Origin of the sequence: Rhizobium sp. BK456, from assembly GCF_014194045.1 — a bacterium.
GTDB classification, from domain to species: Bacteria; Pseudomonadota; Alphaproteobacteria; order Rhizobiales; family Rhizobiaceae; genus Rhizobium; species Rhizobium redzepovicii.
Genome location: NZ_JACIAO010000010.1, coordinates 260,169 through 273,508 on the forward strand (window position 1 = coordinate 260,169; position 13,340 = coordinate 273,508).

At 59.3% G+C, this 13,340-nt stretch carries 15 protein-coding genes; 10 read left to right on the plus strand and 5 right to left on the minus strand.

Translation table 11 applies throughout. The features are described from left to right. Positions 1-15 precede the first annotated feature (15 nt). From FHX03_RS26040 to FHX03_RS26060, 5 genes are all read left to right on the plus strand, one after another. A complete protein-coding gene (locus FHX03_RS26040) occupies positions 16-678 on the plus strand; it encodes a conjugal transfer protein TrbF (RefSeq protein WP_034523051.1) in 663 nt (220 codons plus the stop codon). 17 nt (positions 679-695) lie between these two features. Continuing rightward, positions 696-1,508 (plus strand): P-type conjugative transfer protein TrbG, encoded by an 813-nt coding sequence (gene trbG, locus FHX03_RS26045; RefSeq protein ID WP_183856155.1) that lies wholly within the window; start codon positions 696-698, stop codon positions 1,506-1,508. A 3-nt stretch (positions 1,509-1,511) separates the two neighbouring features. Next, positions 1,512-1,952: a conjugal transfer protein TrbH gene (trbH, locus tag FHX03_RS26050; RefSeq protein WP_183856157.1), complete on the plus strand. Its 441-nt coding sequence runs from the start codon at positions 1,512-1,514 to the stop codon at positions 1,950-1,952. 11 nt (positions 1,953-1,963) lie between these two features. Then, a complete protein-coding gene (gene trbI, locus FHX03_RS26055; RefSeq protein ID WP_183856158.1) occupies positions 1,964-3,262 on the plus strand; it encodes an IncP-type conjugal transfer protein TrbI in 1,299 nt (432 codons plus the stop codon). Positions 3,263-3,571: 309 nt separating this feature from the next. Further along, a complete protein-coding gene (locus FHX03_RS26060; protein WP_127431476.1) occupies positions 3,572-4,276 on the plus strand; it encodes an autoinducer binding domain-containing protein in 705 nt (234 codons plus the stop codon). A gap of 3 nt (positions 4,277-4,279) precedes the next feature. Here the strand turns inward: FHX03_RS26060 and FHX03_RS26065 are convergent, their stop codons facing one another. Then, complete coding sequence (locus tag FHX03_RS26065) at positions 4,280-4,603, minus strand: transcriptional repressor TraM (protein ID WP_246763174.1); 324 nt, start codon at positions 4,601-4,603, stop codon at positions 4,280-4,282. Positions 4,604-4,826: 223 nt separating this feature from the next. Between FHX03_RS26065 and FHX03_RS26070 the strand changes: the two genes are divergently transcribed. From FHX03_RS26070 to FHX03_RS26085, 4 genes are all read left to right on the plus strand, one after another. After that, positions 4,827-5,069, plus strand: a complete 243-nt coding sequence (locus FHX03_RS26070; protein ID WP_087002841.1) for a helix-turn-helix domain-containing protein — start codon at positions 4,827-4,829, stop codon at positions 5,067-5,069. Between the two features lie 74 nt (positions 5,070-5,143). Next, entirely contained in the window at positions 5,144-5,287 is a 144-nt protein-coding gene (locus FHX03_RS35130; RefSeq protein ID WP_376776694.1) for a DUF433 domain-containing protein, read from the plus strand. A 129-nt stretch (positions 5,288-5,416) separates the two neighbouring features. Next, entirely contained in the window at positions 5,417-6,034 is a 618-nt protein-coding gene (locus FHX03_RS26080; RefSeq protein ID WP_127431473.1) for a type IV toxin-antitoxin system AbiEi family antitoxin domain-containing protein, read from the plus strand. Further along, a complete protein-coding gene (locus FHX03_RS26085; RefSeq protein WP_183856162.1) occupies positions 6,027-6,896 on the plus strand; it encodes a nucleotidyl transferase AbiEii/AbiGii toxin family protein in 870 nt (289 codons plus the stop codon). The genes FHX03_RS26080 and FHX03_RS26085 overlap by 8 nt, the downstream gene beginning before the upstream one ends. Before the next feature lie 226 nt (positions 6,897-7,122). Here the strand turns inward: FHX03_RS26085 and FHX03_RS26090 are convergent, their stop codons facing one another. From FHX03_RS26090 to traA, 4 genes are read right to left on the minus strand one after another with little or no spacing between them, the layout of a single operon-like run. Next, on the minus strand, positions 7,123-7,728 hold the full coding sequence (locus tag FHX03_RS26090; RefSeq protein WP_183856164.1) for a TraH family protein: 606 nt from the start codon (positions 7,726-7,728) through the stop codon (positions 7,123-7,125). 16 nt (positions 7,729-7,744) lie between these two features. After that, positions 7,745-8,908 carry a conjugal transfer protein TraB gene (locus FHX03_RS26095; protein ID WP_168257338.1) on the minus strand — a complete coding sequence of 388 codons (1,164 nt, stop codon included), beginning with the start codon at positions 8,906-8,908 and terminating at the stop codon, positions 7,745-7,747. Continuing rightward, positions 8,898-9,464 (minus strand): conjugative transfer signal peptidase TraF, encoded by a 567-nt coding sequence (gene traF / locus FHX03_RS26100; protein ID WP_183856166.1) that lies wholly within the window; start codon positions 9,462-9,464, stop codon positions 8,898-8,900. Before traF ends, FHX03_RS26095 begins: the two co-directional genes overlap by 11 nt. Beyond that, the gene (gene traA / locus FHX03_RS26105) at positions 9,461-12,787 is read right to left on the minus strand and encodes a Ti-type conjugative transfer relaxase TraA (RefSeq protein WP_183856167.1); all 3,327 of its coding nucleotides are present in this window, start codon (positions 12,785-12,787) and stop codon (positions 9,461-9,463) included. Before traA ends, traF begins: the two co-directional genes overlap by 4 nt. Positions 12,788-13,041: 254 nt before the next feature. On the opposite strand from traA, the gene traC reads away from it, so the two are divergent. Then, the gene (gene traC / locus FHX03_RS26110) at positions 13,042-13,338 is read left to right on the plus strand and encodes a conjugal transfer protein TraC (RefSeq protein ID WP_183856169.1); all 297 of its coding nucleotides are present in this window, start codon (positions 13,042-13,044) and stop codon (positions 13,336-13,338) included. The last annotated feature ends 2 nt before the right edge of the window (positions 13,339-13,340 follow it).

A 13,340-nucleotide genomic window follows, 5' to 3' on the forward strand; every position in this document is an offset into this window, starting at 1 on the left:
ACAAGGGAAGAATAAATGGCAGCGAACCGCGCCCCGGAAAACCCATACCTTGCCGCCCGCCAGGAATGGAGCGAACGCTATGGTTCCTATGTGAAGGCAGCCGCCGCATGGCGGATTGTTGGTGTCCTCGGTCTGGTAATGGCCGTCATCGGCTTCAGCTACGCGATGTATCTCAGCACGCAAGTGAGGCTCGTGCCTTACATCGTCGAGGTCGACAAGCTCGGAACTGCGGTCACCGCAGGCTTCCCCGAGCAGATCGAGTATGCCGATGTCCGCGTGGTGCGCGCCACACTCGGCAACTTCGTCACGAGCTTTCGCTCGATCACGCCGGATGCAGTGGTGCAGAAGCAATATATCGACCGCACCTACGCTCTTCTTCGCACCTCCGATCCGTCGACGGAGAAGGTCAACGCCTGGTTCCGAGGCAATTCTCCGTTCGAGAAGGCAAAGTCCTCGACCGTTGCCATCGAGGTCAACAACATCGTGGCGCTCTCGAACCAGACCTATCAGATCGACTGGACGGAATACGAGCGGGACCGCAAGGGCAAGGAAACCGGCACGCGGCGGTTCCGCGGGATCGCAACGGTGACGCTCACCGCGCCACAGGATGAGGCGACGATCCGCCTCAATCCGATCGGCCTCTACGTCCGGGATTTCGACTGGACGGCACAGCTTTAAGGGTAGGGATTCTTTCAATGAAAAAAACGGGATTGATCGCGGCCGCCGGCTGCATGGCCGGACTCTTGCTTGCGGCGGGCGCGCAGGCGCAAAGTATGACGAGCAACGAGGTGAAAGGAACAAATCTTTCCAAAAAGTGGCGCGGCACGCCGGGATTGGTGACGACGGGACCGGACGGAAAGGTGATCTTCCTGTTCGGCGAAACGCAACCTTCCGTCGTCTGCTCGCCGCTGCAGGTCTGCGACATCGAACTTCAGGGTGGCGAGATCGTTCGCGATGTTATGGTCGGCGACACCGTGCGCTGGAAGGTAGAGCCGGCCACTTCGGGGGCCACAGGCGGACAGGCGATCCATCTCATCGTCAAACCGTCGGAGCCAGGCCTTCTCACCTCAATGGTCGTGACGACATCGCGGCGCACCTATCACATCCAACTCAAGTCCCATCCGAGCCAATACATGGCGCGCGTTGGTTTCGAATATCCGGAAGACGTGTCCACCAAGCTCGCCGACATCAACACCCGTCTCGAAACGGGCGGCATTCCGGGCACCGCGCCGGACAAGCTGAACTTCTCCTATTCAATCAGCGGCGGTGCTTCGTGGAAACCGAAGCGGGTCTATTCGGACGGGGTGAAGACCTACATCCAGTTCCCGAAGTCGATCTCCGGCCAGGATGCGCCTGTGCTTTTCGTCGTCTCCGGCGGTCAAAATCGCATCGTCAACTATCGCATGAAGAACGACATGATAACCGTCGACTATGCGATCGACAAGGCGATCCTCGTTTCCGGTGTCGGTTGGCGGCAGCAGAAGATCACCATCCGGCGGGGAGGCTGAACCATGCGCAAGCTTCTCACATATTTCGTCGTGGGCGCGCTGCTCTCCGGTTGCCAAACGGCGGACGACGCACTGACCACCAGTTCCACACCTGTGGCCGTCACCGGACCGGCTGCAAGCGCCATCGCCGGCGACATGGCAAGTCGTCTGGCCGAACAGATCGGCCCGGCCGGTGCTACGACCCCGATCAAAATGGAGACGGACGCATCGGAGTTCGCATCCGCCCTCGAGGCGGCCCTGAAGGGGCGGGGTTATACGGTCGTCAGGGACGGCAAAGTCGCCAAAGACATCAAGCCGGTCGAGCTTGCCTATGCAATTGAGGGAATCGACGGGCAGCTGCTCGCGCGGGTTTCGACGCCTTCGATCACTCTCGGACGTGCTTATACACCAACGGCGGCAGGCGCCACGCCGGCTAGTCCGCTTTCGATCATGCAGCGTAACTGACGGAGAGCAATATGGTCCAGTCGCTCCAACTTGGCGCGTCAGCCCAGGCCGACGATCAGAATGGCATGCGCCGGCTCAACCGCCTGCCGATCATCGTCGCCATCATCGTCATCGTGCTGTTCGTCGGCGTGGTCGTGATTGGTCTGTCACTGCGCGGGCTTTCCTTCAATCATGGCGACATCGAGGGTGCTTCCAACAGCCCTGCGACCAGTTTCGGCGATCAGCTTAAGCGGGGTGTCACCGACGGCATTATCGGTGACCCAGAAAAGCAGGAGGTGTTTCAACCGACGCCAGTCGTCGCGGAGAAAAAGGAAAAGCAGGAACCGGTCTTCGAGCGCCAACCAACAGATCGACAAGATCGCCGACAAAGGCTCGAATCCGAAGAGGAGTGGAAGGCACGCCTGAAGCGAGAGCAGGATGAACAATATATGCGCGAAGCCCAGCGGCAACGGATGGCGCGTCTCCAGGCCCGTTCCACGGCGCTCGATTCGCCGCTAAAGGTAGACATCTCCGATGTCGAGAAGGCTGCAATCTCCACCAATGACACCGTCCGCCGGCCGACAAATGCCGTGACGAGCACCGCCTCAGACCTTTATGGCGCGGCCATGAAATCAGGCTTGATGGAGCAGAACGTCGATCAGAACGGGCAGACGTCGAAGGAGGACTTCTTTAATCAGGACATCAAGGATCTCGGCTACCTGCCGAACCAGGTCATGCCGCAGATGTCACCCAACGAATTGAAGCGCGGTTCAGTCATCCCGGCGACATTGATCACCGGCCTCAATTCCGACCTGCCGGGGCGCATTACCGCTCAGATCAGCCAAAATGTCTATGACAGCGCAACCGATTATCGCCTTCTCATCCCGCAAGGCGCAAAACTCGTCGGTCGCTACGATTCCAAGGTGTCTTTCGGCCAGGAACGGGTACTCGTCGTCTGGACGGACCTCATTTTTCCGAACGGGTCTACCCTGCAGATCGGTGGTATGGCGGGCACTGACGCTGAAGGTTATGGCGGCTTCCAGGACAAGGTCGACCGACATCTCTGGAGAACATTCGGTTCGGCAGCCCTGGTGGCAATCATCGGGGCGGGTACCGATATGTCGATGCCTGAGAGTTCGACGCTCGCGACGCAGGACACGGCTTCGGATGCAGCAAGACGGAATTTTGCCGCGTCATTTGGCCGCGTAGCAGAAGAGACGATCTCGAAGAACCTGAACGTTCAGCCGACGATTCGCATCCGGCCGGGCTACAAGTTCAATGTGTTAGTCGATCAGGATGTTATTTTTCATTCTGTCTATAGCGGCCGTTAAACAGCTAACGGACGCTCAGATTTTCGCTTGTCGCTGAACGTCGCAAGTACATTCCGCGCGGGGCGCAGGTGTGACTAAAAATCTCTATAAAAATCATCGTCTTTAGATCAGAAAGAGTTGAATACCCGGCAGAGGTCAATAGACCTAAGCGATGCAACGAACGTGGATCTGCTTCGCGTAGAAGCAACTGCCGTATCGTCCAATGTCCCATGTGGTTCCGGCTAGCCGAACGGTGGCAACCGGTACCTCGCGGCGTCAGAACGGCGCGACGAGTGGGAGGCTTGCACCGTCGAAAAAGGAGAAAAGTTAGTGGACGGTGACCTTCGCTCTCTCATCGATATGACAGAAGCCGCGCATGATGAACGTATGATCAAAAGTGCTTTGAAAACATTTGCGCACGCATGCGGCTTCGACCGTTTTGCTTATCTGCAGACTGAGGGGTTGGAAATCCGCACATTCAACTCCTATCCGGAGGAATGGCAGGGTGTTTATCTCGAAGGCCATTACTCCCGCATCGACCCGGTCGTTACTGAAGCCAAGCGTCGCATGGAAATGTTTTCCTGGACGGCCGACGATTGGCCCGCTCGTGGAACCTCCGAACTCAGGCGTTTTCGGGACCAGGCGATCGAGTACGGAATTCGGAGTGGGGTGACGATCCCCGTCGAAGGAAGTTTCGGGTCGACGATGATGCTGACGTTTGCATCTTCGGCGCCGACGGCTGACGTTTCAAAACTGCGGGATGCGCAACAAGCGATCCGAGCGGTGCTGGTGATCCATTACTGCCTGAAGATTATCGCTGCGACGACCATTGTCGCTCCGAGACGGTTGCTTTCACCAAGAGAAGCAATGTGCCTCATGTGGGCGGCAAAGGGTAAAAGCGCTCCGGAAACCGCAATGCTAACGGGGATCAACCCGAGGACAGTGCAGCACTACCTTGATAAAGCGCGCGAAAAACTTGAGGCTGCGACCGTCCCACAGCTCGTCGCAATTGCTAAAGATCACGGGTTGGTTTGACCGTCATTCATGTTTATCGAGTGGAACCTCGGGGACGTAGCCTAACGCATCGATGATTTCCGAAAGTTCTTCTTGCTGGACTTCAGATTTCTTTTGGCGCGCGACATACTCCTCCTGCAGGCTCTTGAGCACGGCGGCGGAAATTGATGGGTCTGCGGTCGCGCGAGCCCATTCCTCATAGACAGCTTCGTCGGCGGCGATCAGGAGGCGGTGTTCGAGAATTGCCGAGACAGCCAACGCCTCAAGCTTCGACTGTTGCATCGAGCTGAAGCGCGATTCTCTTTTCTTTTCTCGACCATTTGCATCGGATGAGCTCGCTTTGTTCACCCGCTTCTCCCAAACTTTCATTCTCTCACCAAGCGGCCCCGAAGGTTCGCCTACATCAAATGGGACACCGTTACATCCGAAATCTCTGAGTTGCAGACAATGTGCTGATGCTTATATCGACAACTAAACCCATTACCCGCCCGCATTGGCGAGATTTACGGGAAGGAGCTTTACATACTTTAGTTGATAAACTCCGAGTGTGTAAACGGCGATCTTTCGGCGCATGGACATGCGCAAACTGGTCGGCTCGAATTTTGCCCGCCTGCGTCGGGAGAAAGGCCTGACACAGGAAGAGGTCGAGGCGCGTTCTGGTTTCAGCCAGCAATATCTTAGTAGCCTGGAGCGAGGTCGTCGCAACCCAACTGTGATTACGATTTATGAACTGGCTCAAGCCTTAGATGTCAGCCACGTCGAATTAGTACGACCGATTGGTGAGACCCAAGTGAGTACGCAAACAGGCGCATAATCTGGGATCTCAGCAGCTTCAATCCGGCCCGCGACAACGAGAAATCGTCGAAGCAAGCCAAATGGAATTGAGATTTGTGCTCCTCTCGAGTCCGAACAATCGCTGCGATGAAATTGCAAGGCGCTGCCGCAGACGAGATCGTCGAGGATTATCCGGCTCTCACTGCGCGCATGGTGGACCTCGCCGCAAGCTACATCTTTACTCCAGGCGACCACTAGAATTGTCAACTTTGTCCATCGAGGCAATTAGTCGTGGTGAAGAATTCATAATGCGAGGGCTTTCTCGGCCCCAGGGATTGTGATACAAATCCTAGGATAATAGATCCTATTCTCCGAGCTTTTATATCAATGCCCAGTTCAGTCACGCAACGCCAAATCGCTCGGACCGTGCTAACCGAGCGCGGAATAGCACGTTTCGTCGAACTGCGGAACGCAGGAGTCACGGCTGCCACCATGAGCCGAATGGAACGAGATGGTGAAGTGCTGCGGCTTGCCCGCGGTCTCTATCAACTTCCTGATGCGCAGCTCGACGCCAGCCACAGCCTGGCGGAGGTTGCCAAACGCGCGCCCAAAGCCGTTATCTGCCTCGTTTCGGCATTGGCATTTCACAGCCTGACAGATCAGCTCCCCGGACAAATCTGGCTTGCCATAGGCCGTAAGGACTGGCCGCCGAAGCTGGAAGCCCCCGCTGTGCGCATTGTGCGCTTCACAGACAGCCTTCTCAACGACAGCGTCGAAACCCATATCATTGAAGGCGTTCCTGTGAGGGTCTTTGGAATCGCCAAGACAATTGCCGATTGCTTTCGATATCGCAACAAGATCGGCCTTTCGGTAGCGATAGAAGGGCTGCAGGAGGCGCTGCGGCAACGAAGGGCTACTCCTGGCGAAATCGCCAACCAGGCCGAACGCGGTGGCGTTGGCTCTGTGATCCGGCCGTATCTTGAGGCGCTGACCGCCAATGGCTAAAGAAATCAGAAACGTCGGCGCCTCGGTGCGCGCCCGCCTGTTGAAACTCGCCAAGGCAAGCGGGCAAAGCTTCGATCTCGTCCTGACGCGTTTCGCCCTTGAACGGTTATTGTTCCGGCTTAGCCAGTCGCCCCACGCCGATCGCTTCGTTCTAAAAGGGGCGATGTTGATGATGAGTTGGTTCGACAATCCGCACCGAGGCACGCGCGACCTGGATCTTTTGGGTTTCGGTGATCCGAGTCCGGACCCGATGCTTGAGACATTTCGGGAAATTCTGGCGCAAGAGGCCGACGATGGCGTTACGTTCGACGCTGATACGCTGCATGTGGATCGTATTCGCGAGGCACTGGATTATGGTGGGCTCAGGCTGCGGGTGATCGCTTCGATCAGCGGAGCCCGGATCAACCTGACCATCGACATCGGTTTTGGCGATGCGCTTGAGCCTGGGGTGGAGGTTTTGGATTATCCTTCCATGCTCGATTTTCCGATGCCGCGGCTTCGGGCCTATGCGCGAGAAACGGTCATTGCCGAGAAGTTCCAGGCAATGGTGATGCTGGGGCGAGTAAACAGCCGCATGAAGGATTTCTACGACATCTGGATCCTCAGCAGGTCTTTCGACTTCAGCGATGATCGGCTGGCGCGCGCAATAGCCGCTACCTTTGATCGCCGCGAGACACCGATCCCCATTGACCTGCCGGACGCCCTAACGGACGCCTTTGCCAAGGACCAGCAAAAGCAGCGACAATGGCGTGCTTTCATTGAAGGCGTTGCACACAATCCTGGCGATCTGATCGACGTCATCGCGGGGATTGCCACATTCCTGATGCCGCACGCGGTTGCGGCTGCGAGGCTGGACGAATGAGCGGTTTGGTCGCAACCACGCGAGTTCATGGCTCAGCGAGCAGAATTCAGATCCTGTCGGGTTTTTGTCGGGCAACTTCATAGCTGGAACCCGTCAGTACGCGGGTTTTACTGGCTCGCCGCCATTACAACTGCGGACGAGGCATCTGGAAGCGCATTAATTTCATGCTTTGGAGTCGCCTAAACTTTGGCTTGGCCGGAACATGCCTCGCCAATGCGAGGTGAACTCAACGCTGTTGTTGACCAATGCGGGAAAGATCGATCCGTATCCCCGCATGCCTAACATCCTGCATCGTCTCTGGTTGTAAGTCTTTCGGCGTCGCTTCCTCGCCATCCACTTCCTTATCGCTTTGCTGCGGCGCTTCGATGGGTATGCCAGGATCCTCCGCCTGAAACACGCCGACACCCCCGAACTCGCCGGTCTTCCATGCGTAGACCGCGTCCTCGAAGATTTGCGGGAAGACGTCTTTGCTCGTGGGGTTGCCATACCATTTTGCAACGATCCTCAATACCTTGGCGAACATCGCAGTGCCTTTCCGGAGGTTCTGGCAAGGATCGACGAGATCGGGCTTCAGATCCGCCGGTTCCTTGACTCCCACGCCAGCGGGGAACTGGGTGAGCCCTACGCGGACGACCGCTTGACCAGCATATTGGCGCACGATCGCAATCGCCTCCTCGGCCGATGCCGCTTTCGGAACGAGGATCAATCGGTCGCCTGATTTGACGGTGACGGCGAAGGGATCAGCCGAGCCCGCCGCCATCACGAACTGCTCGACGATCGTCAGCTTGAGAGAAGGGTCTGCGCATTCATTTATCAGGGCTGCGTCGATCATGGTGTCTCCTGAGCACTCAGGTGTTGAAGGCAATAACAATCGGTTTTGCGAAGAGCTTTGACCACGCTGTAGTGGCAGTTCGCTGGATAGCAACGATTGATGTCCCTTCGGTCCACCACCCGTTTCCGACAGCAACAATGAGGTCCGGATCGTGCAGCATCGACTGAAGCACCGGCCAAACAATCAGTTGCTCGTAGCAGATCAGCGGTGCCGCGCGGCTGGCGCCGATGGAGACGACCGGGTTCGCGAAGAAATCTGCCCGAGCACCACCACTCTCCCCGAACCAGGATCGCCACGGCTGCCACATCGAACCGGGAACCGGCATACGTTCGCGATAGAGGATGTGGCCGCCCCTCCCGTCGACCGCGACCAGAACATTGTCGTAGCCCCCAGCATCGACCATCGCCGCACCGGCGATCACCGTCCCATCATCATCCCTGAAGGCGTTCGTCCAAAGCCGCGCCACGGTCGGTGTCCAGAAACCGAGCGCAGTTTCCGGCAGCACCACAAAACGGGCCCCATCGCTGGCCGCGCCACGCACCGTTGCGATCATGTCACGCTGGCGTTGAAGCCCGGGCTCCCGACCGAGCGAAGCCCCCATATCAAGATCGACGCCGCGCCAGCCTTCCGGTAGTTTCGGGTCGGTCCAGATTGCGGCGGACCACAGCCAAGGGCCTGCGAAGGCGATGGCGACAGCTGGCCAAATGCGGGTTACGAGACCCGCAAGGCCGGCTGTCATGAAGCCAAGTCCCCACCATCCCCATCCCGGAAACAGAACACCCGCGGCGGTGACAGGATGCGCCCAGCCCGTGATGCCGAACGGCGGGACGGCCATGACGGCTGCCGCAAGGAGGTAGCGAAACGGACGCGCGCGTCCGTTCATCGTCCAGAAGAGCGTATGCACGGCAACGAAACTCATAGACGCACCCAGCCAGAGCAGGAGGCCTGGCCAGATGTCCGACGAATAAAAGGCGGCAACGCCTTGTGGCAGACCCCGGGACGCGGCCAGGAAGTATCCGCTGGAGACAAGTGCCGCGACCGATCTCGTTTGCGAGATCGACCAAAGAACCGGAAACCCGAGCGCGACGGGTAGGAGCAACACATGGCCGCTCCAGCCCACCACGCCGATCGCGATCGAAGCGAATATCAGCAGCGCCGGCTGAAGGTAATCACGGCACATAGGTGAACACCTCCTGCGCCAGCCCGAGAATGCCGGAGATCGGCACCGGGCCAAAATATCGGGAGTCATAGGAGCCGGGGAAGGCGGAATGCAGGAAGACATATCCTGGCGGTATGATGCCGCTCGGAAACGGCGTCAACGGCCGGCCTTTTCCATCTCGTAGTGCGAGACTGGATGAGGAAACCACCCGCCCATCCACTCTCACGTCGACGCCGATTTCGACACGCTGTCCTACAACGGCGATCACTGTCTTGATCAACGGTGCGACGTCGCCCGGGCAGAAACCGGAACGGAGATAGCCGCGCGCTCGCGCCTCCCGCATTTCCGCGGTTGCCGGTGGGCAGATGAACACCAGGTCATTGACAGCAACGGGACGATCGAGCGGAACAATGCGCCACAGGCCGAGTGGCTTGCTCGGTGTCAGATTGACGCGGTAACCGCCGGCGAGGGCGGTGCCGATCGCCAGCATGGCGACCAATGCGGCAACCAAAATGATCCCAGTCGCGTGTCGTTGTTGCGCGGTCATCGCCTGGCGCGTTCCAGCTCCCGCCGTCATTTCAGCGAGAGTCCTTGGCTCCTAGTTTGCCGCAGCGTCTCGGCCTGCTTCAGCGCTTCGGTCGTTCGTTCATGAGCAGCCAGCTGCTGAACCGCCCGCATGGCGTCCCAGGCGTTCCGGACGTCGGCCTTCTGGCCGGCCGTCATGCCTGCCGTGACGGTCTCGAAGGTCTTGCCATCAGTGTCTTTCGCCGCCAGTGGCAGGAACGTCCGTTCCCCGAAACGTTCGGAAACCGCCTTGGCGAAACCTTCCAGTTCCGCTTTCACCATTTTGTCGGCGAGCACGTATTCGAGGCTTGCGGACAAATCGTTGCGATCGATCGCATCGCGCACCCGTTCGAGCGTTTGCTTGGCAGATGGGGAGAGCGCCGGGACGTCGACCGAAACCTTGAGCCGGACTGCGCGCTCCTCCGTCTGATGTTTGAATTCGGCCTCGGCCCGCTCACGAAGGTAGCGTTCAAGATTCCGGGCGAGCGCCGGCACATTAGCGATGGCTTTTTCCCGGTCCTGCTTGTCGGCACGGCTGGCGAGAAGACCGGTCTTGCCCTTCAGCGCGCCAAAGCTCTCTGGCTCGCCGGCAATCCTTGCCAGGGTCGACTGCGCGACCGACTGGTCCTTCAACATTGTATCGACATTGATCGCCTTGAAGGCAGCTTCCGGCTTCGCGTAGACGAGTTGGAAGCGGGTCGAGACGTCCTCCCATTGCTTCTTCAGACCGGGATCGGCGGCGAGCTTGTCTTCGACGGCCTGGTCGAGCGATTTCGGGAAGGTGGTGATGCCTGATACCATGGGCCTGGCCTCCTTGATTGTGTCCGGGATGGAGTGTTTGTTGCTGCCGCGGACCAGTCCGAGTGCCGCACCGATGGCGGCTAGACGGGCGCCGAGCTCGGCGAGTTTCTGTTTTTGCCGAACGGCCCATTGGAGGCGATCGTGTGCGATCGTGCGGGCGACGTCGACGAGATGAAGGCCCCGCGCTTCCGCGAAGCGCAGCGCCTGGCGATAGAACGACGCCTTCTCGTAATCGAGGGTCGTCTCGTTGGCGTTTCGGCGCGACAGGATCGGAATGAGGCCGCCGGATTTGGCGAACGAGCGACTGCCGTAGTAGACGGCGAGATCCTCACGATGGCGCGTCATAGCCACATAGGTGAGGTGCCGGTCCAACGAGAGGGAAGCAAGCACCTTCACCCGGTCGACCGTCGCGCCCTGGCTCTTGTGGATCGTCGTCGCATAGCCGTGATCGAGGTTGTTATAGAAGCGCTGCTCGATTGTGATCTGGCGGCGGTGCTCGCCGTCAGCAATCTCTGCAACGATCCGGCCAGGTGCGGCTTCAAGCACCTTTGCGAGCATGCCGTTCTTGACGCCAAGGCTGCCCTCGTTCTTGAGGAACACGATCTGGTCGCCTGTCGCGAACATGCGGGTTCCGTCCTCGGTCTTGAACGGTAATCCTTCTGCGACGACGCCGCGTTCGACCAGCTTAGCGCGCGCCATATCGTTGAGCATTTGGACGTCGCGGCGGAGGTGTGCGAGGATCAGGCTGGTCTTCGAGGGGTCGTAGTCGCGGTCCCACGCTGCGATCAGGCTCTCGACCGCGTCGTCCTTCAGTCTCAAACCAATCATTCGACCATGGGCGGTGTAGGCACCGACAGCCTTGCGGATATTGCCACGAGCGAGATCGAGCGAGGCATCGCGCATCCATTGCTGGCGCTGACGATAGATCGTCTCGAGTTCGGCATAGCCGATGCGATCGGAAATGGCGCGGAAGGCTGCACCCGCTTCGATCGGTTGAAGCTGTTCCGGATCGCCGACAAGTACGAGTTTGGCGCCGGCCCTGGTGACTGCTTCGACCAACAGCGCCATCTGCCGTGACGACACCATGCCGGCCTCGTCCAGCACGAACACCGTCTTGTGGTCGAGCTGATTGCGACCCTGGTTCCAGCGAAGCTCCCACGACGACAGTGTGCGGGAGCCGATGCCTGCTTCCTTCTCCAAACCTTCGGCGGCTTTGCCCGCCAACGCTCCGCCGACCACACGATAGCCGGCCGTTTCCCACGCCTCGCGCGCCGCCTTCATCATCGTCGTCTTGCCGGCGCCGGCGCGGCCAATGACGGCGGCGATCCGTTCGCCGCCAGCCACATGTTCGATCGCCGTTCGCTGCTCATCCGACAGACGGGAATGACGCGCAAAGGTCGCCTGCAGCACCGCCTCACGGACGCCATGGGAGGTGCTGCCGGAGAGCCAGATCGCGCGATTGGCCATCTCTGCTTCAAGCCGGATCATCGCGCGCGTCGTGTACTTCGCGGCTGTCCGAATACCAGTCGCAAAGTTGATCCGCTCGCGTTCGAGCCGGAGTGCTTCCGGACTTTGCAGAATGCGGACCATCAGACTTTGGAACAGAAGGACATCGTCGATATAGCGATACAACACCTTCGCAACATCACGTTCGTCGAAGACGCTCTTCTCCCGCGTTATCAGGTCGAGCACGATCTCCGGACGGCGCTGGATGCGGCGGGCGTTCTCGCTGCGGCGCTCCTCCTGAAGCTCGATGCGTTCGAGTTTGGGAGTCGAGGTCTCCGACTTGTGGTCGGATTGCTCGGCCTTGCGCTCGATGGCTTTGGCGCCGACGCCGAGGTGAATGGTTGGCTCGAGGTCGATACCCTGCTTTTCGAAGGAACGGCCATCGATGCGAATGTCGAGGCCGGCAAGCGCCAGATGTTTGTTCTGGTAGGCAAACCAGCCGTCACGAAACACGTTGAAATCCTCAGTGCTACCGGCCCAAAGCTGATAGACGATCCTGCCGGCGTCATTGCGGATCGGCTTGCCGTCCGGGGCGAGAACCGCGACCTTCTTCGAACCGAACCCATCTTCGGTGAGTGGCCGCAATGTCGTCATCAGATGCACATGCGGATTGCCAGGTGCGTCGTGATAGACCCAGTCCGCGACCATACCCGTCGACGTGATGTGCCGCTCCACGAAATCTCGGACGAGCGCAATGTTCTGCGCGGCCGTCAGCTCTATTGGCAGCGCGATGGTGACATCCTTGGCAAGCTGGGCATCGGAGCGCTTTTCGAATACCTCCACCTTGTTCCAGAAGGCCTCGGATGCGCCGGCGACCGAGCGATCGGCAATCATGCTGCGCACCCATTCCGGCGCGTCGGCAGGGATCACGAACTCCTCATGCAGGAGCCCCTGCTTTCGCGTGTAGTCGATCGTCCGGGCTTCTCGCTCAAACTCCATCTTAGCGCAGTGCCGGTAGGCCGCCGACAGGACGGCACTGCGTCCGGAGCCCCGGGCGACGACGCTGACGGAGAAGTGAGGGACGGCCACGGCGGAGTTCTCTCCCGGTTGCGAACGATATCAATGCGTTCGTCGGGAGCGGCGGCCCCACCAGGCTCTCTCAGCAACACGTCGCGCCAGCGACGTATAATTGCGCCCTTGGAAGCCGCTCCTTCGGAACGGCCGGGATGATCCACCAAAGCATCGCCGTTGGCGATTGTAGGATTCACAGTAGTGCGTTCGCTACTTAAGTTCCGGAAACTGGCTTCGAAAGACAAGCTTTCTCACCCAGGGAGACAAACGGAATGAAGAAGCCATCCGCGAAGATCCGCGACGAAATTGCCAAACTGCAGGAGCAGCTCAAGCTCGCCGAGACACGGGAAGCGGAACGCATTGGCCGGATCGCGCTCAAGGCAGGCCTTGGCGACATCGAGATCGACGAGGCGGAGCTTCAGGCAGCGTTTGACCAACTGAGCAGGCGATTTCGCGGAGGGCAGGGGGGTACGACCGGAGGGAAAAAGGGCGCAGGCGATAGCAGCGGTGCAACGTCGACCACGGCGGTCGCGTCTGGCGCGGCTGCGGGCGGCACTGGCGAGGCTTGAAC